Annotated in this window: 16 protein-coding genes and 1 riboswitch; of the genes, 8 read left to right on the forward strand and 8 right to left on the reverse strand. The window is 62.4% G+C overall.

Going from position 1 to position 17744, the window contains the following annotated elements; translation table 11 throughout:
• Positions 1-68 precede the first annotated feature (68 nt).
• Positions 69-1058 carry a LysR family transcriptional regulator gene (locus tag NKI18_RS00440; RefSeq protein WP_352614669.1) on the reverse strand — a complete coding sequence of 330 codons (990 nt, stop codon included), beginning with the start codon at positions 1056-1058 and terminating at the stop codon, positions 69-71.
• Positions 1059-1376: 318 nt separating this feature from the next.
• Between NKI18_RS00440 and chvE the strand changes: the two genes are divergently transcribed.
• From chvE to NKI18_RS00465, 5 genes are all read left to right on the forward strand, one after another.
• Positions 1377-2441 (forward strand): multiple monosaccharide ABC transporter substrate-binding protein, encoded by a 1065-nt coding sequence (chvE, locus tag NKI18_RS00445; protein WP_353018594.1) that lies wholly within the window; start codon positions 1377-1379, stop codon positions 2439-2441.
• A gap of 99 nt (positions 2442-2540) precedes the next feature.
• A complete protein-coding gene (mmsA, locus tag NKI18_RS00450; protein WP_352614667.1) occupies positions 2541-4073 on the forward strand; it encodes a multiple monosaccharide ABC transporter ATP-binding protein in 1533 nt (510 codons plus the stop codon).
• Positions 4070-5362 (forward strand): multiple monosaccharide ABC transporter permease, encoded by a 1293-nt coding sequence (mmsB, locus tag NKI18_RS00455; RefSeq protein ID WP_352614665.1) that lies wholly within the window; start codon positions 4070-4072, stop codon positions 5360-5362. The genes mmsA and mmsB overlap by 4 nt, the downstream gene beginning before the upstream one ends.
• A 190-nt stretch (positions 5363-5552) precedes the next feature.
• A complete protein-coding gene (araD1, locus tag NKI18_RS00460) occupies positions 5553-6545 on the forward strand; it encodes an AraD1 family protein (RefSeq protein WP_352614664.1) in 993 nt (330 codons plus the stop codon).
• A 27-nt stretch (positions 6546-6572) separates the two neighbouring features.
• Entirely contained in the window at positions 6573-7025 is a 453-nt protein-coding gene (locus tag NKI18_RS00465) for a hypothetical protein (protein WP_352614662.1), read from the forward strand.
• A 16-nt stretch (positions 7026-7041) separates the two neighbouring features.
• On the opposite strand, the gene NKI18_RS00470 is transcribed toward NKI18_RS00465, so the two are convergent.
• Positions 7042-8136: a 2'-deoxycytidine 5'-triphosphate deaminase gene (locus NKI18_RS00470; RefSeq protein WP_352614660.1), complete on the reverse strand. Its 1095-nt coding sequence runs from the start codon at positions 8134-8136 to the stop codon at positions 7042-7044.
• Positions 8137-8271: 135 nt separating this feature from the next.
• A riboswitch (SAM riboswitch) is annotated at positions 8272-8349 on the forward strand.
• Between the two features lie 70 nt (positions 8350-8419).
• Here NKI18_RS00470 and NKI18_RS00475 point away from each other — a divergent pair.
• Positions 8420-9610, forward strand: a complete 1191-nt coding sequence (locus NKI18_RS00475) for an O-succinylhomoserine sulfhydrylase (RefSeq protein ID WP_352614658.1) — start codon at positions 8420-8422, stop codon at positions 9608-9610.
• Positions 9611-9646: 36 nt separating this feature from the next.
• Here NKI18_RS00475 and NKI18_RS00480 read toward each other — a convergent pair whose 3' ends face one another.
• On the reverse strand, positions 9647-10801 hold the full coding sequence (locus NKI18_RS00480; protein WP_353018599.1) for a glycosyltransferase: 1155 nt from the start codon (positions 10799-10801) through the stop codon (positions 9647-9649).
• 227 nt (positions 10802-11028) lie between these two features.
• Here NKI18_RS00480 and apaG point away from each other — a divergent pair, with 227 nt between their 5' ends.
• Positions 11029-11421 (forward strand): Co2+/Mg2+ efflux facilitator ApaG/CorD, encoded by a 393-nt coding sequence (gene apaG / locus NKI18_RS00485; RefSeq protein WP_023677352.1) that lies wholly within the window; start codon positions 11029-11031, stop codon positions 11419-11421.
• 6 nt (positions 11422-11427) lie between these two features.
• On the opposite strand, the gene NKI18_RS00490 is transcribed toward apaG, so the two are convergent.
• The 3 genes from NKI18_RS00490 to NKI18_RS00500 all read right to left on the reverse strand — a co-directional run bounded on the left by NKI18_RS00490 (position 11428) and on the right by NKI18_RS00500 (position 14726).
• Complete coding sequence (locus tag NKI18_RS00490; protein WP_352614657.1) at positions 11428-12438, reverse strand: Hsp33 family molecular chaperone; 1011 nt, start codon at positions 12436-12438, stop codon at positions 11428-11430.
• A gap of 162 nt (positions 12439-12600) precedes the next feature.
• Positions 12601-13512, reverse strand: a complete 912-nt coding sequence (gene argF / locus NKI18_RS00495; RefSeq protein ID WP_352614655.1) for an ornithine carbamoyltransferase — start codon at positions 13510-13512, stop codon at positions 12601-12603.
• Between the two features lie 14 nt (positions 13513-13526).
• Positions 13527-14726, reverse strand: a complete 1200-nt coding sequence (locus NKI18_RS00500) for an aspartate aminotransferase family protein (protein WP_352614653.1) — start codon at positions 14724-14726, stop codon at positions 13527-13529.
• Positions 14727-15081: 355 nt separating this feature from the next.
• On the opposite strand from NKI18_RS00500, the gene NKI18_RS00505 reads away from it, so the two are divergent.
• The gene (locus tag NKI18_RS00505; protein ID WP_023677348.1) at positions 15082-15606 is read left to right on the forward strand and encodes a GcrA family cell cycle regulator; all 525 of its coding nucleotides are present in this window, start codon (positions 15082-15084) and stop codon (positions 15604-15606) included.
• Positions 15607-15779: 173 nt separating this feature from the next.
• Here the strand turns inward: NKI18_RS00505 and NKI18_RS00510 are convergent, their stop codons facing one another.
• Both NKI18_RS00510 and phoU read right to left on the reverse strand, forming a co-directional pair.
• Positions 15780-16787 carry a magnesium and cobalt transport protein CorA gene (locus NKI18_RS00510; protein WP_023677347.1) on the reverse strand — a complete coding sequence of 336 codons (1008 nt, stop codon included), beginning with the start codon at positions 16785-16787 and terminating at the stop codon, positions 15780-15782.
• Positions 16788-16903: 116 nt separating this feature from the next.
• Positions 16904-17629: a phosphate signaling complex protein PhoU gene (gene phoU, locus NKI18_RS00515; RefSeq protein ID WP_023677346.1), complete on the reverse strand. Its 726-nt coding sequence runs from the start codon at positions 17627-17629 to the stop codon at positions 16904-16906.
• Between the last annotated feature and the right edge of the window lie 115 nt (positions 17630-17744).

Below are 17744 nucleotides of genomic sequence, written 5' to 3' on the forward strand. Positions count from 1 at the left end.
GCCGCTGCTGGCGGGCCTGTCTGGTCGTCTGGCCGGCCACGGGATGCGCCCGCTACCCGCTCCAACCCTCAGCCCACCTCTCGCAAGATAAAATCGTGCAGCATCTTGGCTGCCGGTGACAGCGCGCGGTTCTTCACCGTGATCAGGCTGTAGGGCCTGACCTCGATGTCGAATTCAGTCTGGACGACATCGATAGCGCCGGCCAGGCCTTCGGGGTTCTGGATGAACTTCGCGACCTGGATCGACACCGGCGCGATGGCGTCGGATTGCGCGACCATGACCAGAGTCAATAGCAGCGAGCTGGTGTTGAGGATGCGGTCCGGCAGCGCGATGTTTCGGTTCAGGAAGTTACTCTCCATCGCCTGGCGCAGCGGCGAGCCGCCCGACTGGAAAACCCAGTCATAGGCGGCGGTGTCTTCCAGCCGCACCGCCTTGCCCTTGGTCAGCGGGTGGCCGCGGCGCACGATCAGGCAGGCTTTCTCGACGCCGATGACGCGCGCTTCGAACAGCCGCGGATTGAGGTCGTCGGGGATGCGGGCGATGATGAAATCGTGGCGCGAGGCGATCAGCTCGCGCGCCAGCACGTTCGAGGTCTCGACCTGCATGGTGATTTCGATGCGCGGATAAAGGCGCCGGATCTCGCGGATCGCCGGCACCGCCAGCTCGATCGCCGGTGCTGTCACCGCGCCCAGGAACACCGAGCCGCCTTTGCCCGCCTTGAGCTCGAAAATCTCGCGGTCGACCTCGCGCATCTCGAGCAGGATCGATCGCGCGCGCCGTGCCAACGCCTTGCCATAGGGTGTCAGCGTGATGCCGCGCGGCAGCCTTTCGCAGAGCTTGACGTCGAGCACGGCCTCCATCTCGGCGATCATGCGCGAGGCCGCCGGCTGCGAGATGTTCATGACCTGGGCCGCGGCGCTCACCCGGCCGTGCTCGTCGAGGGCTGCGATCATGCGCATGTGACGCAGGCTCAAGCCGCTGCGCAGCAAGGTTCCGCCATCACCCGGGATTTCATCGTAACTGGCTGATATTCCTTCAGGATTTCGCAGCGCCGCCATGATTCTTCCCTACTCTTACGCCCGGCGCCCTGGCTGGATCCGGCAGCGTCGTCACTAGCCTTAAGCCATATCAGTCTCGATATAGCAACCATCAAAGATCGCATTTGACAGTTATGGCAAAGCGACACACCCTTCGCGCGTCCTGAGGCTTGACGGTCGGTGACGAGGGAAAACTCGTATCGATTGAAACCAGAGTCTCGGGGCCGATTGGGAGGATACCGGAGATCGATTGACGGCAGCGGCGCGTTTGGCGCTCCTGCACGATTGCGCGGCCCACGAAACCCAAGGGTACGCGTCCATCAACCAGGGAGAGTTAATGTGAAGATTGTCAAGACACTGGCCGCCGTCGCGGCCCTAGGCATCGCGGCCATGACGCTGCCGGCGCAGGCGGGCGAAGGCCTGATCGGCGTGCTGATGCCCACCAAGACCTCGCAGCGCTGGATCAACGACGGCGACGCCGTCAAGTCCCAGCTCGAGGCTCTGGGCTACACTGTCGACCTGCAGTACGCGCAGGACAACATTCCGAACCAGCTCAGCCAGCTGGAAAACGAGATCACCAAGGGCCCGAAGGCGCTGATCATCGCTTCGATCGACGGCACCACGATGGGCGATGCGTTGCAGAAGGCGAATGACGCCGGCGTTGTCGTCGTCGCTTACGACCGCCTGATCAAGAAGACGCCAAATGTCGACTACTACACCACCTTCGACAATTTCGGCGTCGGCGTCATCCAGGCCAAATCGCTGCTCAAGGGTCTCGGTTATCCCGAGAAGAAGGGCCCGTTCAACATCGAGCTGTTCGGCGGTTCGCCGGACGACAACAATGCGTTCTTCTTCTATAACGGCGCCATGTCGGTTCTTCAGCCGCTGATCGACGACAAGACCCTCGTCGTGAAGTCCGGCCAGATGGGCATGGACAAGGTCGGCACGCTGCGTTGGCTGGCGGCAACCGCCCAGGCCCGCATGGACAATCTGCTCTCCGCCAACTACTCGGACGGCAGCCGCGTCGATGGCGTGCTCTCGCCCTATGACGGCCTGTCGCGCGGCATCATCGCTTCGCTGCGCGCCGTGGGCTACGGCACCGCCGATCAGCCATGGCCGATCGTCACCGGACAGGACGCCGAGACCGCTTCGGTCAAGGCGATCATCGCCGGCGAACAGTATTCGACCGTGTTCAAGGACACCCGCGAACTCGCCAAGGCGACGGTCGAACTCGTCGACAAGGTGCTCTCGGGCGGCAAGCCGGAAGGCCTCGACACCACGACCTACAACAACGACGTCAAGGTCGTTCCCTCGATCCTGTTGACACCGCACGACGTCGACAAGTCGAACTATCAGGCCCTGGTGGTCGACTCCGGCTACATCAAGGCCGAAGAGCTGAAGTAATCGCGGTTACAAAGCCTGGGGTCCTGCGCAGGCAGGGCCCCTTTTCGTTGGCGAGCCAGCCCGGTATTGTTTGCGGACCTCGCAGGAGTGGTATTCTCAATGGCATCGACGATTTTGGAGATGCGCGACATCACCAAGACGTTTCCCGGCGTCAAGGCGCTGTCGAACGTCAAGCTCATGGTCGAGGAAGGCGAGATCCATGCCGTGGTCGGCGAGAACGGCGCCGGCAAGTCGACGCTGATGAAGGTGCTGTCGGGTGTGTATCCGTCCGGCACCTATGACGGCCAGATCATCTATCGCGGCGATGAGTGCCATTTCAAAGGCATCCATGACAGCGAGCGCAAGGGCATCGTCATCATCCACCAGGAGCTTGCGCTGGTGCCGATGCTGTCGATCGCCGAAAACATCTTTCTCGGCAACGAGCACGCCAGATACGGCGTCATCGACTGGAATGCCAATGAGGCGCGCACCAGCGGCCTGCTCAAGAAGGTCGGCCTCAAGGAAGACCCCAACACGCTGATCACCAATATCGGCGTCGGCAAGCAGCAGCTGGTCGAGATCGCCAAGGCGCTCAGCAAGGAAGTGAAGCTGCTCATCCTCGACGAGCCGACCGCGAGCCTGTCCGAAAAGGACAGCCAGGCGCTGCTCGATCTGCTGCTCGAATTCAAGCGGCAGGGCATCACTTCGATCCTGATCTCGCACAAGCTCAACGAGGTGAACCGGGTCGCCGACAAGGTAACCATCATCCGCGACGGGCGGACCATCGAGACGCTGGCCAAGAAGGACATCTCGGAGGACCGCATCATCACCTCGATGGTCGGCCGCTCGCTCGACGACCGCTATCCGCCGCGCGAGCCGAAGATCGGCGAGACCGTTCTCGAAGTGAAGAACTGGTCGGTCTACCACCCCCTCCATGCCGAGCGGCAGGTCATCAAGGGCATCAGCCTCAACGCTCGGAAGGGCGAGGTGGTCGGCATTGCCGGGCTGATGGGCGCCGGCCGAACCGAGTTTGCCATGAGCCTGTTCGGCCGGTCCTATGGCCGCCGCATCACCGGCGAGGTGTTCCTTGACGGCAAGCCGATCGATGTCTCCTCGGTGAGCAAGGCGGTGGAACACGGCATCGCCTACGTTACCGAGGACCGCAAGACCTACGGGCTCAACCTGATCGATCATATCAAGCACAACATCACGCTGGCCAACCTGCCCGGCGTGTCGCGCCACGGCGTGATCGACGATTTGCGCGAGCTTTCGGTCGCCAACGATTATCGCGGCAGGACCAATATCCGCGCCTCGAGCGTCTACCAGATGACCGGCAACCTTTCTGGCGGCAATCAGCAGAAGGTGGTGCTGTCGAAATGGCTGTTCGCCAATCCGGAAGTGCTGATCCTCGACGAGCCGACACGCGGTATCGACGTCGGCGCCAAGTATGAAATCTATACGATCATCGCGCGTCTCGCCTCCGAGGGTAAGGCAATCATCGTCATCTCGTCGGAAATGCCCGAACTGCTCGGCATCACCGACCGCATCTACGTCATGAACGAAGGACGCATCGTCGGCGAAATGGCGGCAAGCGACGCCAGCCAGGAAAAGATAATGCGCGCCATCGTCCGCGGAGAAGGAAAAGCATCATGAGCACCGAAAGCGCTCCCGGGCCGCAGAGCGGCGTTGCCCAGGATCTACAACAGGGACCTCGCATTGCCGTCTCGGCGCTGGTCACCAACCTGCGCGAATACGGGTTGGTGCTGGCGTTGATCGCAATCATGGTGTTCTTCCAGTTCACCACGTCCGGAACGCTGTTCAAGCCGGTGAACCTCAGCAATCTCGTGCAGCAGAACAGCTTCATCATCGTGATGGCGCTGGGCATGCTTCTGGTGATCGTTTCGGGTCACATCGATCTCAGCGTCGGCTCCGTCGCCGGCTTCATCGGCGCACTGGCGGCGATGATGATGGTCATCTGGCCGCTTGGCCCATTGAGCAATCCGCTGGTGGTGTCGATCATCTGCCTGATCGTCGGTGGTGCGATCGGCGCGGCACAAGGCTACTGGATTGCCTATCACCGAATACCGAGCTTTATCGTCACGCTGGCGGGCATGCTGATCTTCCGCGGCATCTGCCAGGCGCTGCTGGGTGGCGGGTCTTCCGTAGGGCCGCTTCCCGTCGGCTTCAAGGCGCTCAGTTCCGGCTTCATTCCGGACCTGATCGGCCCATTGACGCTGATACCGCCAACCGTGAACGCCGCCGGCAAAACGATTGTCGGCAGCGGCCTGACGCTGCACCTGACGACGATCGTGATCGGCCTCGTCGCCGTGCTCGCCTATGCCTATTTCGGGCTCAGGGCACGGCGCACCCGCGAAAAGCATGGCTACGAAGCCGAGCCCTTCTCGCTGTTCGTCGTCAAGACCCTGGTGATCAGCGCGCTGGCGCTGTTTCTCGTCTACCAATTCGCCACCTATAGGGGCCTCCCGATCGTTCTCATGGTGATGGGCGTGCTGATCGCGTTGTTCGTCTTCGTTACCAAACGCATGACGATCGGCCGTCGCATCTATGCGATGGGCGGCAATGCCAAGGCAGCCCAGCTATCGGGCATCAAGACCGAACGGCTGACGTTGATGGTGTTCATCAATATGGGCGTGCTGTCGGCACTCGGCGGCCTGATTATCGCGGCGCGCCTGGGGCAGGCTGTGCCGGCGGCCGGCCTCGGCAGTGAGCTCGACGTCATCGCCGCGGTGTTCATCGGTGGCGCTTCGGCGATGGGCGGCGTCGGCCAGGTGATCGGCGCGGTGGTCGGCGGCTTCATCATGGGCGTCATGAACAACGGCATGTCGATCATGGGCGTCAATGTCGATTGGCAGCAGGTGGTCAAAGGCCTGGTGCTGCTCGGCGCCGTCGTCTTCGACGTCTACAACAAGAACAAGGCTTGAGAGGCAACCAGGAGGCATACGGGTCACATCGCGGCGCTGCCGGGCGGCGCAAAGAAGTCCCCCGAGGGACCTGATCCGCGAGCGCAATCCGGACGAAGAATTTCAACCGAGGCGCGGACAGGGTCCGGGCCGCGCAGGGTAGGGTTTGCCGAGAAAGGGCAGGCCAGCCCACAATTCAGAGAGGGTTACCATGCTGATCTCACAAATCCTCGACGACGCCGAGACGATCCGCGTCGTTGCCCGCAACGGCGGCAAGACCCGCGTCATCAACGGCGCCCGCAGCGTCTATTCGCTGGCGATGGAAGCCGCGCGTACCGGCAGCGGGCTTGTCGCCCTGATCGAGCGCAAGGGCTTCGGCGAAACCGTCGATCTCGACGCAGCCTACAAGAAGGGCCGGCTGCTGTCGCCGATCAACCATCCCGATCCGGCGCATCTCCATCTCACCGGCACCGGGCTGACGCATCTCGGCTCCGCCGCGACCCGCGATTCCATGCACAGGAAGCTCAGCACGGACGGCGAGGAACAGCTGACCGATTCCATGAAGATGTTCCGCATGGGGCTTGAGGGCGGCAAGCCGGCGAAAGGCCAGACCGGCGTGCAGCCGGAATGGTTCTACAAGGGCAACGGCACCATGGCAGTAGCGCCCGGGGCGGCGCTTATGTCGCCCGCCTTCGCTCAGGATGCCGGCGAGGAGCCGGAAATTGCCGGCATCTATGTGATCGGTGACGACGGCGCCCCGTTCCGTGTCGGCTTCACCCTGTCGAACGAGTTTTCCGACCACGTCACCGAGCGTGTGAACTACCTCTTCCTCGCCCATTCCAAGCTGCGCAACGCCTCGTTCGGGCCGGAGATCCTGATCGGCGACCTGCCGTCCGACATCCGCGGCGCTTCACGCATCCTGCGCGACGGCAAGCTGCTTTGGGAAAAGCCGTTCCTGTCGGGCGAGGCGAACATGTCGCACACCATTGGCAATCTCGAGCATCACCACTTCAAATACTCGGCCTTCCGCCAGCCGGGCGACGTGCATGTGCACATGTTCGGCACGGCGACGCTGTCCTTCGCCGACGGCATCAGGACCGAGGCCGGCGACGTATTCGAAATCGAGGCGCAGGATTTCGGCCTGCCTCTGCGCAACCCGCTCGAAATCGAGCAGCCGGTGAAGGTGGCGGTGAAGGCGTTGTAAACTGGTGACATAATTCAGGGGCGAGAAATGAACGGCCTGCGGATTGGCACTGTGTTCGTAAGTTTAGTCCTGTTCCTCGCCTATTTCTCCCCAGCGGCTTACAGCGCCGGACAATGCAGCGCAAAATCCTATCGCGAGGCCCGGATGTCGATGACTAACCGGCTTCTGGCCACCGGCTATTCGAAATCGCAAGTGAGCTTTCTGATGCGCAACGCGGATCGCATGACGTCCGCACTCCGCGCCGACAGACTGAACGACAATGGCAGAGCCTGCGGTCTCGACTCCGCCAGAGCCCATGTGCTGGGATGTATCGACAAGCAGTTGTTCCCCTTGCAGTCCAGCTCAAGCGCCTCACTTGACGACGAGAAGCAAACCAGAGGTTTTTGGGGGAAGAAGCGATTGGCAGTGCGAGAACTGCTCTTTGTCGGTCAGTTTCATGGCTGCCTTGGCGCCGCGAAAGAATATCTGTTTCGCGGCTGACGGCCTGCGAACAAGATCAGCGGGCGGCGCGGAAATGCTTGGACAGTTTCAGGCCCTGCGCCTGATAGTTCGAGCCTAGATCTGTGCCGTAGAGCGCCTGCGGCCGTTTCAGCATGTGCTCGTAGACCAACCGTCCAACGATCTGGCCGTGATCGAGGATGAACGGCACTTCGTGGCTACGCACCTCGAGCACCGCCCGGCTGCCGGTGCCGCCCGACGCCGAATGGCCGAAACCCGGGTCGAAGAAACCGGCATAATGGACGCGGAACTCGCCGACCAGCGGATCGAAGGGCGTCATTTCGGCCGCGTAGAGCGGCGGCACATGCACCGCCTCGCGCGACACCAGAATATAGAATTCGTCCGGATCGAGCACCAGCTCGCCGGCACCGCTCTTGTAGAGCGGCTCCCAGAAATCGACGACATCCTGCGCGGCGCGCTTGTCGACGTCGACCAGGCCGGTGTGGTGCTTGCCGCGATAGCCGACAAGCCCATCCTTGTCGCCGTCGAGGTCGATCGACAGCGCGATGCCGCCGCCTGAGATGTTGGGTGGTTCGGTGGCGACCAGCATCTCGGCGCGGTGCAACTCGTGCAGCTCGCTTTCCGACAAGAGCGCATTGCCGGTGCGGAACCTGATCTGCGACAGCCGCGAGCCGGTGCGCACGACAATCGGGAAAGTGCGCGGGCTGACCTCCAGATAGAGCGGGCCTTCATAGCCGGTGACGATCTTGTCGAACTCGTGGCCACGGTCGGTCATTACCCGAGTGAAGATATCGAGCCGTCCGGTCGAGCTTTTCGGGTTGGCGGAGGCGGAAATATGGGCGGGCAGCGCCAGGCTTTCGAGCAGCGGCACGATGTAGACGCAGCCGGTTTCCAGCACGGCACCTTCGGCGAGGTTGATCTCGTGCAGCTTCAGCCGGCCGAGCTTGTCGGCAACCCTGTGGTCCGGGCCGGGCAAGAAGGAAGCGCGCACCCGCCAGGCCTTGTCGCCCAGCCTGAGATCAAGGCTGGCCGGCTGGATCTGATCGGCATCGAGCGTGCGCGGCGATTTCAGCGCGCCCGTCTGGAACAGCGCGGAAATATCCTGATCGGGAAGAATGCCTGTCTGCCGCAAGGGTCTGGCTCCGTTCGAACGCCGGGCGAGGTCTTGTTCTGTCGCAGGTCCGACCGTGGACGCCTTTGGCACCTGCTTGGTACAACCCTCTTAATCATGCCGGCAATTGACGCAAGCGTGGCGCGGGTCTAAAGCTCGTTATCCCGTGGTGATTTGGCCGGTCGGCTTGCAGCCACGTTAAACAAGTCGCTAAAGGACCGTCGGGCCGCAAGGCCATATGGACCGGTTGCGACTTTCGCGACCGGTTTTTTGTTGTTTGGACCAATTTTGGTGTTTGGATGGAATGATGACCAAGAAGCGCGACTGGAAGCCTCAGACCGCACTCGTGCATGCCGGGACGCTGCGTTCCGGCTTCGGCGAGACCTCCGAGGCGATGTATCTCACCCAAGGCTATGTCTACGAGACGGCGCAAGCGGCGGAGGCCCGCTTCAAGGGCGAGGAGCCGGGCTTCATCTATTCGCGCTATGCCAATCCGACGGTCGACATGTTTGAGAAACGCATGTGCGCGCTGGAAGGAGCCGAGGACGCGCGCGCCACGGCATCCGGCATGGCGGCGGTGACGGCAGCACTGCTGTGCAGCGCCAAGGCGGGCGACCATATCGTCGCGGCGCGCGCGCTGTTCGGCTCCTGCCGCTGGGTGGTCGAGACGCTGGCGCCGAAATACGGCATTGAGGCAACGCTGGTCGACGGCACCGACATCGCCAATTGGGAAAAGGCGGTCAAGCCCAACACCAAACTGTTTTTCCTGGAAAGCCCTACCAATCCAACGCTGGAGGTAGTCGACATTGCCGCCGTCGCGGCACTTGCCAATTCGATCGGCGCCAGGCTGATCGTCGACAATGTCTTCGCTACGCCCTTGCAGCAGAAACCCCTGCATCTCGGCGCCCACATCGTCGTCTATTCGGCCACGAAGCATATTGACGGCCAGGGGCGCTGTCTTGGCGGCATCGTTCTGTCGGACAAGAAATGGATCGACGAGAACCTGCATGACTATTTCCGCCACACCGGCCCAAGCCTCTCGCCCTTCAATGCCTGGACCCTGCTGAAAGGCCTGGAGACGCTGCCGCTACGCGTACGCCAGCAGACGGAAAGTGCCGGCCGCATCGCGGATTTCCTGGCCGAGCGACCGCAAATCGCCCGCGTCATCTATCCCGGCCGCGCCGACCACCCGCAAGCGGCCGTGGTCCAGAAGCAGATGTCGGGCGGCTCGACGCTGATTTGCCTCGATGTGAAGGGCGGCAAGCAGGCGGCCTTTGCCTTCCAGAACGCACTCGACGTCGTGCTGATTTCCAACAATCTCGGCGACGCCAAGAGCCTGATCACCCATCCGGCGACGACGACGCACAAGAACTTGACCGATGAGGCCCGCGCCGAACTCGGCATCGGACCGGGAACGCTCAGGCTGTCAGTTGGCCTTGAGGACGCCGACGACCTGCTCGAAGACATCGAGCAGGCACTGAGAGTTGCCGGATAGGGGCTGGCCGAATAGAGGCGAGCGGGGACGTGCCGATCAGGCGCCGGACGGGGTCTCTTCCAGCTCCGCGACGGCCTTGGTCTGGATAGTCATCACATTGCCGCGCCAGTCGACGGCGCCGCTCAGCCATCCGCGCGCCCAAATGGCGGGAAGCATCAGGTCTCGCGCCATCATCGCCAGGATGGTGCGCGGCGACAGGTGCCATCCCTTGGCCGAGGCCAAGGCGCATTCCGGCAGGTAGGCCGCGACCAGCACGGCGATGGCGGTTGCCGGCAGGCTGACGCCGGCGTCAGCCGCGGCGATCAGTGCAAGCACTAGCGGCGGTGCCGCGCCGATCAGGATTTCGGGGGCAAAGAACAGTGCAAAGGTGACGCGGCGCAGCCGCGCCCAGCGCGTCTGCCGCGACCAGATCTCGCCAAGCGTGCGCCGGCCGAGCGGCTGTTCGAAGGGAGAGGCGACAAGATTGACCCGCAGTCCGAGCCCGTTGACCAGCTTGGTCGCGGCGGCGTCTTCGGCGATCTCGGCGGCAAGCGCGCGGATGCCGCCATTGGCATCGAGCATCGGCTTGTTCCACAACATGCTCTTGCCCTGGGCGAAGCCGAGGCCGAGCGCCTCTCCGGCGTACTGCCAGCGTGCCTGCAGCGTGTTGAGAAAGGCGCATTCGACCTCCCCCCAGAAGCCGTCCGGCCGCGAGCCGATCGGCGTCGAGCAGACGAGGCCGGTGTCGTGCCGCCACGCCGCCATCAGGTGCTGGACGTAGTCGCTCGGCATAAGCACGTTGGAATCGGCAAGGATGACCCAGCTATAATGCGCCGCTTCCCAACCCTTCACGCAATTGTTGAGTTTTGGATTGCCGCTGATGCGGTCGTCACCGACTAGAAGACGGGCGCGAATAGCTGGAAAGCGCGCCATTGCGGCGGTGATCGGCTTGACCACCGGGTCGTCGGCATGGGCAACGCAGAAGATGAGTTCGTAGCGCGGCCAGTCGAGTGAGAAGGCGCGCTCCAGCGTCACTTCGGCAAACGGCTCGACGCCGCGCGCCGGGATGACGATCGATACTGGCGGCGGGTTGGCCGCGGGCGGTGCGATCCTGGCTGGTCGCTTCAGCTTCAGCGAAGCTAACAGGATGCTGGCGAGATTTGAAAGAAGGAGGGCTATGGAAAGGAGGGCGGCTGCGAATGTCGGTTCCATCGAGATCTGGTCACTCCAGAAGTGCCGGCCGCATGACGGCCGTTTTCAACAATTCGACAGAACGCTGAGTCGCCCGGCACAAGCCTGCACACCATCATTGTCATGTGTCACTTAAATGACATTGTTTTTCGGCACCTGCGCTCGAGTCGGGCAAGGAGATGACGCGCATCGTTGATCAAACTGCGCTGAGCGTCGAAAGTTCCATCTACATTGCTTTGGAGCAGTTTATGTACAGCGCCGTCACCCGCAACATCGAAGTGCAGGTCAGGCCGTTCTATCTGGAGGATCACTCCGACCCGCCGCAAAACCGCTATGTCTGGGGATATCAGGTGACCATCGATAATCAGTCGGATGAGTTCGTGCAGCTTCTGTCGCGCTACTGGCACATTACCGACGGCACCGGCAAGGTCGAGGAAGTGCGCGGCCCCGGGGTCGTCGGCGAACAACCCGGACTCAACCCCGGCGACAGCTATCAGTATACGTCTGGATGCCCGCTCTCGACGCCGTCCGGCATCATGGTCGGGCACTACACCATGCGCAACAAACGGGGCGAGACGTTCGACGTCGCCATCCCCGCCTTCTCGCTCGACTTGCCGGGAATGCGGCGCACCGTCAATTGACGGCCGTCATCCGGCCGCTGCAAACTCCGCCGGGTCGAAGTCATATTGCTTCGAGCAGAATTCGCAGGCGACGTGAATGCTGCCATCCTCGGTACTGTCCCTGATCTCCTCGGCGGAAAAGCCTTCGAGGATGCCGTGGATCTTCTCCCTCGAGCATGAGCACTGGTCGGCGACCGGCACCCCGCCGAACACGCGGACGCCATGCTCGTGGAAAAGCCGGTAAAGCAGCCGTTCGGCGCCGATCGTCGGATCGATCAGCTCGGTCGGTTCAATAGTACCAACCAGCGCCAGCAGCTCCTGCCAGGAATTGTCGGTCGGGTCGTGGATTTCCTCACGCGGATCGCCGTCGCCACCGGGAAGGTCGGGTACGCGCATGCGCTCCGCCGACTGCGGCAGGAATTGTGCCAGCAGGCCACCGGCCCGCCATTGCTCGCGGGCACCGCCGACGCCGGGCGTCAGAAGCTTGGCAACCGAAAGCCGGAGGTCGGTCGGAATCTGCTCCGACTGGCGGAAATAAGTGCGTGCGGCATCTTCCAGTGTGACGCCGTCGAGCTGGACGATGCCCTGGTAGCGTTGTGTGTGAGCGCCCTGGTCGATGGTCAGCGCCAGGACGCCGCGGCCGAGCAGCGTCTGCGGTGACGTCTCGCCGGCAGAAGTCAAAGCCTGCAGCCGGTCGGCATCGAAGCGGGCATAAGCGCGCAGCGCGTGCGGCGTGGAGAAATCCGCGACCAGCATGTCGACCGGCCCGTCGGTGCGGGTCTGCAGAATGAACTTGCCCTCGAACTTCAGCGAAGTTCCGAGCAATACCGTCAACACACAGGCTTCAGCCAGGAGCCGGGCGACCGGCTCGGGATAGTCGTGGCGGCTGAGAATAGCATCGAGCATCGGCCCGAGCTGGACGGTGCGACCGCGCACGTCGAGCGGGCCGACCTCGAACGGCACGACATGGTCGTCGCCGGCGTAGCCGAATTCGCCGAGCTTGGGTTTATGTTCAGCCAATTGATGAGTTTCCAACATGACAAAGCTCCGGGGCGCGGCGATACCGCCCTCCGGGGCGCATGCGACGAGACGCGCTCGATTTGCGTGATGCGCCTGAGATAGGCACCACCAACTCCCGGATCAAGGCGGCCCAGATCAAGGCGGCGCAGATCAGGCCGGCCCGGATCACCGCGGCTCGTATCAAGCGCCCAGGCACCAGGCCAAGACCGCCTTCTGGGCATGGAGCCGGTTCTCGGCCTCATCGAACACCACCGAATGCGGTCCGTCGATGACCTCGTCGGTAACCTCCTCACCGCGATGCGCCGGTAGACAGTGCATGAACAGCGCGTCCGGCTTGGCTTTCGCCATCAGTGCCGCATTGACCTGATAGGGCAGGAAGACATTGTGGCCGCGGGCACGGTGCTCCTGGCCCATCGACACCCAGCAGTCGGTGACGACGCAGTCGGCCTCCTGAACGGCCTCCTCGGGCGAACGGGTGAATTTCAGCTTGCCGCCATTGGCTTTCGACCAGTCGACATGCTTCTGGGCCGGTTCGCTGCCCTCGGGCACGGCGACGTTCAGCTTGAAATGGAACCGCGCGGATGCCTCCAGCAGCGAATGCAGCACGTTGTTGCCGTCGCCGGTCCAGGCGATCGTTTTACCGGCCACCGGACCGCGGTGCTCTTCGAAGGTCATGATGTCGGCCATCAGCTGGCAGGGATGGGTCTCGTCGGTCAGCCCGTTGATGACGGGGACCGTAGCGTTTTCCGTCAGTTCCAGCAGCCGGTCATGCGAGGTGGTGCGGATCATGATGGCATCGACATAGCGCGACAGCACCTTGGCCGTGTCGGCAATGGTCTCCGAGCGGCCAAGCTGCATCTCGGTGCCGGTCAGCATGATCGTCTCGCCACCCAACTGCCGCATACCGACGTCGAACGACACGCGCGTGCGCGTCGACGGCTTGTCGAAGATCATCGCCAGCACCTTGCCTTCGAGCGGCTTGCTGCGTTCGCCGGCCTTGAGCCTTGCCTTTCGCACCGCTGCGTCGTCGAGCATGAAGCGCAGATCGCCTTCGGAAACGGCGGAAAGATCGGTGAAATGGCGAAGGGACATCAGGAATTCCAGGATTACTTCGCAGCGGCAGCGACGATGGCATCTGCCAGGCTCTTGGCGCCGGCACGAATGCGCTCGAGCGCTTCGTGGATCTCGGCGTCGGTGACGGTGAGAGGCGGTAGCAGGCGGATAACGTTGTCGCCGGCCGGAACCGTCAAGAGATGCTGGTCACGCAGTGCCACCGTGACCTTGGTGTTGGGCATCGCGCATTTAAGCCCGAGCATCAGGCCGGTGCCCCTGATGCTTTCGATAACATCCGGAAATTCGTCGGCGACGCCAGCGAGCCCCTGCTTCAACAGCAGTGCCTTGCGCCGGACGTCTTCGAGAAAGCCGTCTTCCAGCATCACGTCGAGCACGGCGTTGCCGACCGCCATTGCCAGCGGATTGCCGCCGAAGGTGGTGCCGTGCACGCCGGCGGTCATGCCGACCGCTGCCTCGTCGGTGGCGAGGCAGGCACCCATCGGGAAGCCGCCGCCGATGCCTTTGGCCACCGCCATGAGGTCGGGTGTGACACCCGCCCACTCATGCGCGAACAGCTTTCCGGTGCGGCCGACGCCGCATTGGACCTCGTCGAAAATCAGGAGCAGTCCGTGCTGATCGCAGAGCTGCCTGAGCCGCTTCAGCGATTGCGTCGGCACTTGCCTGATGCCGCCCTCGCCTTGCACCGGCTCGATCAGGATCGCCGCGGTTTCAGGCGTGATCGCCTTCTCGGCGGCATCCATATCGTCGAAAGCAACCTGGTCGAAGCCGTCGACCTTGGGGCCGAAACCTTCCAGATACTTGTACTGGCCGCCGGCGGCGATGGTCGCCAGGGTGCGGCCGTGGAAGGCGCCTTCGAAGGTGATTGTGCGGTAGCGCTCGGGATGGCCCTTGACGAAGTGGTAGCGCCGCGCCGTCTTGATGGCGCATTCGAGCGCCTCTGCGCCGGAATTGGTGAAGAACACCTTGTCGGCGAAGCTTGCGTCGGCCAGCCGCTCGCCGAGCCGGCTCTGTCCCGGAATCTCGTACAGATTGGAGACGTGCCAGAGCTTGGCGGCCTGCTCGGTGAGGGCCGCGACCAGATGCGGATGGCTGTAGCCCAACGAATTCACGGCGATGCCGCCGGCGAAATCGAGATATCGCTCGCCCTTGTCGGTGACCAGCCAGGTGCCTTCACCGTGGTCGAAAGCCAGGGGTGCGCGAACAAAGGTCTCGAAAAGCGCCGAACCGCTCATTATATGCGTCTCCGGAACCGGAAAAATCAAAAAGCCGCCAAAGCGGCGGCCCTTGTGGCTTATCGTGTTTTTCGGCCGTGAAGTCAACGAAAAGGTCGCGCAAGGTCGCGCGGCAAGCCCCCCAGCATAACGCCGGCTCATAAGCGACCGGGCAAGTTGGGGAAAACCGAAAAAACCGATTCGTGTTGGCCTTGGGACTCTTGTCACCGAGTCAGCGCATAAGGTAATTGTAGTAGAGAAATAACTAGATTTCGTGCGGCGGACCTAATCACCCGATATATGTGGTGTCTGCCCGGCAGAAGCCGGGTCGGGAATGGATTCCGATTGCCGCACGTTTCAGCAGGAGCGCGGTCTCATGAACTGGACTGACGAGCGAGTCGAACTTCTCAGAAAATTGTGGTCGGAGGGCCTCAGCGCCAGCCAGATCGCCGCACAGCTTGGCGGGGTCAGCCGCAATGCGGTCATCGGCAAAGTGCACCGGCTGAAACTGTCCGGTCGCGGACGCACGACCGCCTCACCGGCACGCCAGAAGAAGACGGTGCAGGGATCGACGATCCAGAAATCGGTGTCCCGGGCAGCAAGCGCCACGCGCCATGCCACCACCTCGATGTCGATCGGTGCGACCGCGCTCAAGGCGCAGTTCGATGCCGAACCGGTGGCGCGCCACTATATCCGCCCGGTCGAGAACGTCGTCGTGCCGATCTCGCGGCATCTGCAACTTGTCGAACTCAACGAGCGCACTTGCAAATGGCCGAACGGCGATCCGCTTTCGGAAGACTTCCATTTCTGCGGCAACGACGCAGCCGAAACCGGCCCCTACTGCAAGTACCACGCCCGCGTGGCGTTCCAGCCGGCATCGGAGCGGCGGCGGAGCAGATAGTTAGGGGAATAGGGAGTAAGGCAGTACGGCAGTAGGTGAATTGTAGAGAAGCGCGCTCCCGAAGCGATAGCCTACTGCCCTACTGCCCTACTGCCCTACTGCCCTACTGCCCTACTGCCCTACTGCCCTACTGCCCTACTGCCCTACTGCCCTACTGCCCTACTGCCCTCGCTTCAAAGCCACCCATTCTTGCGAAACCGCCAGTAAAGAAACGTGCAGATCAGGGCAATTGCCGCCAGGACGGCCGGGTAGCCATATTCCATCCTCAGTTCCGGCATGTCGCTGAAATTCATGCCGTAAATGCCGGCGAATGCCGTCGGCACGGCCAAGATTGCGGCCCATGAGGCAAGCTTCTTGGAGATCGCCGTCTCCTGGCTTTGACCGACCAGAAGGCTCGCCTCGAAGGCGAAGGCGAGAACCTCACGCAGGCTGTCGATCTTTTCCTGGACAGTGCGGATGTGGTCGGTGACGTCGCGAAACAGCGGGTGCATGGCTGTGTGGATTTGCGGCAGATCGGCGCTGGTGAGCCGCCGGCAGACCTCCACCAGCGGCAGGGCCGCATTACGCAGGCGCAAGAGATCGCGGCGCAGCATATAAAGCCGTTCGATATCGGAGCCGGTCATCGGTTTCAGCAGAACCTTGTCCTCGATCGCCTCGACCTCGTTTTCGATCTGCTCAAGCACCGGCATATAGTTGTCGACGATGAAATCGAGAATGGCGTAGAGGACGAAATCCTCGCCCTTGGCAAGGGAATGCGGGCAGCTTTCCCAATGCTGCCGAACGGCGGCGTAGGAGGTCGACGGGCCATGCCTGACGCTGACAATGTAGCCCGCGCCGACGAACAGATGCGTCTCGCCGAAGGTGACGCGGCTGTCGATCAGCTGCGCCGTGCGGGCAACTATGAACAGGGCATCACCATATTGCTCGATCTTCGGTCGCTGGTGCGGATGCTCGGCGTCCTCGATCGCCAGCTCATGCAGATGGAATTGCGCCTGGACGCGCAGCAACAAATTGCGGTCGGGCTCCAGCAGTCCGATCCAGACCACGTGGCCCGGCTTCCCGGCCCATTCGCCGGCTTCCTCGATCGGAATGTCGGCGATGCGCCGCCCAGCCGTATAGACGCCGCAAGCGATTATACCCGACATCGGCGGCGCAGGAGCAAACTCGCGGACGTATTCCATCGCAGCCTCCTGAAGGCGGGGCCTTCATCGCGGAACTGAGAAGTCGGCGCGTCGAAAGCTTAGCGCAATTTTCTGTCAGGTGGCGAATCCGAAATTCGCATCAGTGCTGAGAGAACTCACTTCGCTGGTTGGGTTGCGGGAAGAATAATCTTGTCCGTCTTGTCGCCCTTCGGACGATCGGCCGGCATCTGATCGCCGGTGACGATATAGTAGATCGTCTCGGCGATGTTGGTAGCGTGGTCGCCGATGCGCTCGATGTTCTTGGCGCAAAACAGGAGATGTGTACAGGGCGTGATGTTGCGTGGGTCTTCCATCATGTAGGTCAGCAATTCGCGAAACAGAGAGGTGTACATGGCGTCGATCTGGTCGTCGCGGTCGCGCACGAAACCGATTTTCTCCACCGACCGCGACGCATAGACGTCGAGTACTTCCTTGAGCTGGGTCAGTGCCAGATTGGCCAAAGCCTCGAGGCCGCGGAACAGGCTGTTCGGCTGGCGCCCGTCTGCGACGGCAACCACCCGCTTGGCGACGTTCTTGCCGAGGTCGCCTACCCGTTCGAGGTCAGCCGAGATGCGGATCGCGCCGACGATCTCGCGCAGATCCGTCGCCATCGGCTGGCGTTTGGCAATGATGATGATCGCCTTGTCGTCGATCTCGCGCTGTCCCTCATCCAGAACGAGGTCGTCCCGAATGACTTTCTGGGCAAGCCCCGGATCCGCATTGACCAGCGCCGCGACCGCCTGCTCGACCATGCGCTCGGCATGCCCGCCCATCGCCGCGATGCGCTTCGACAGATATTTCAGCTCCTCGTCATAGGCGCTGACGATATGCACGGACTGCATGGGACGAAATGCCTTCCCGGGATCTCGTGGTTGAGTCGTTCCCTCGAATCCCCGCTGATACGCTAGCCGGATGACAGAAAAAAGAAACGGCCCATTACGTGCTAGAGATAGTACT

Source organism: Mesorhizobium sp. M0800 (assembly GCF_040320095.1).
Lineage (GTDB): Bacteria > Pseudomonadota > Alphaproteobacteria > Rhizobiales > Rhizobiaceae > Mesorhizobium.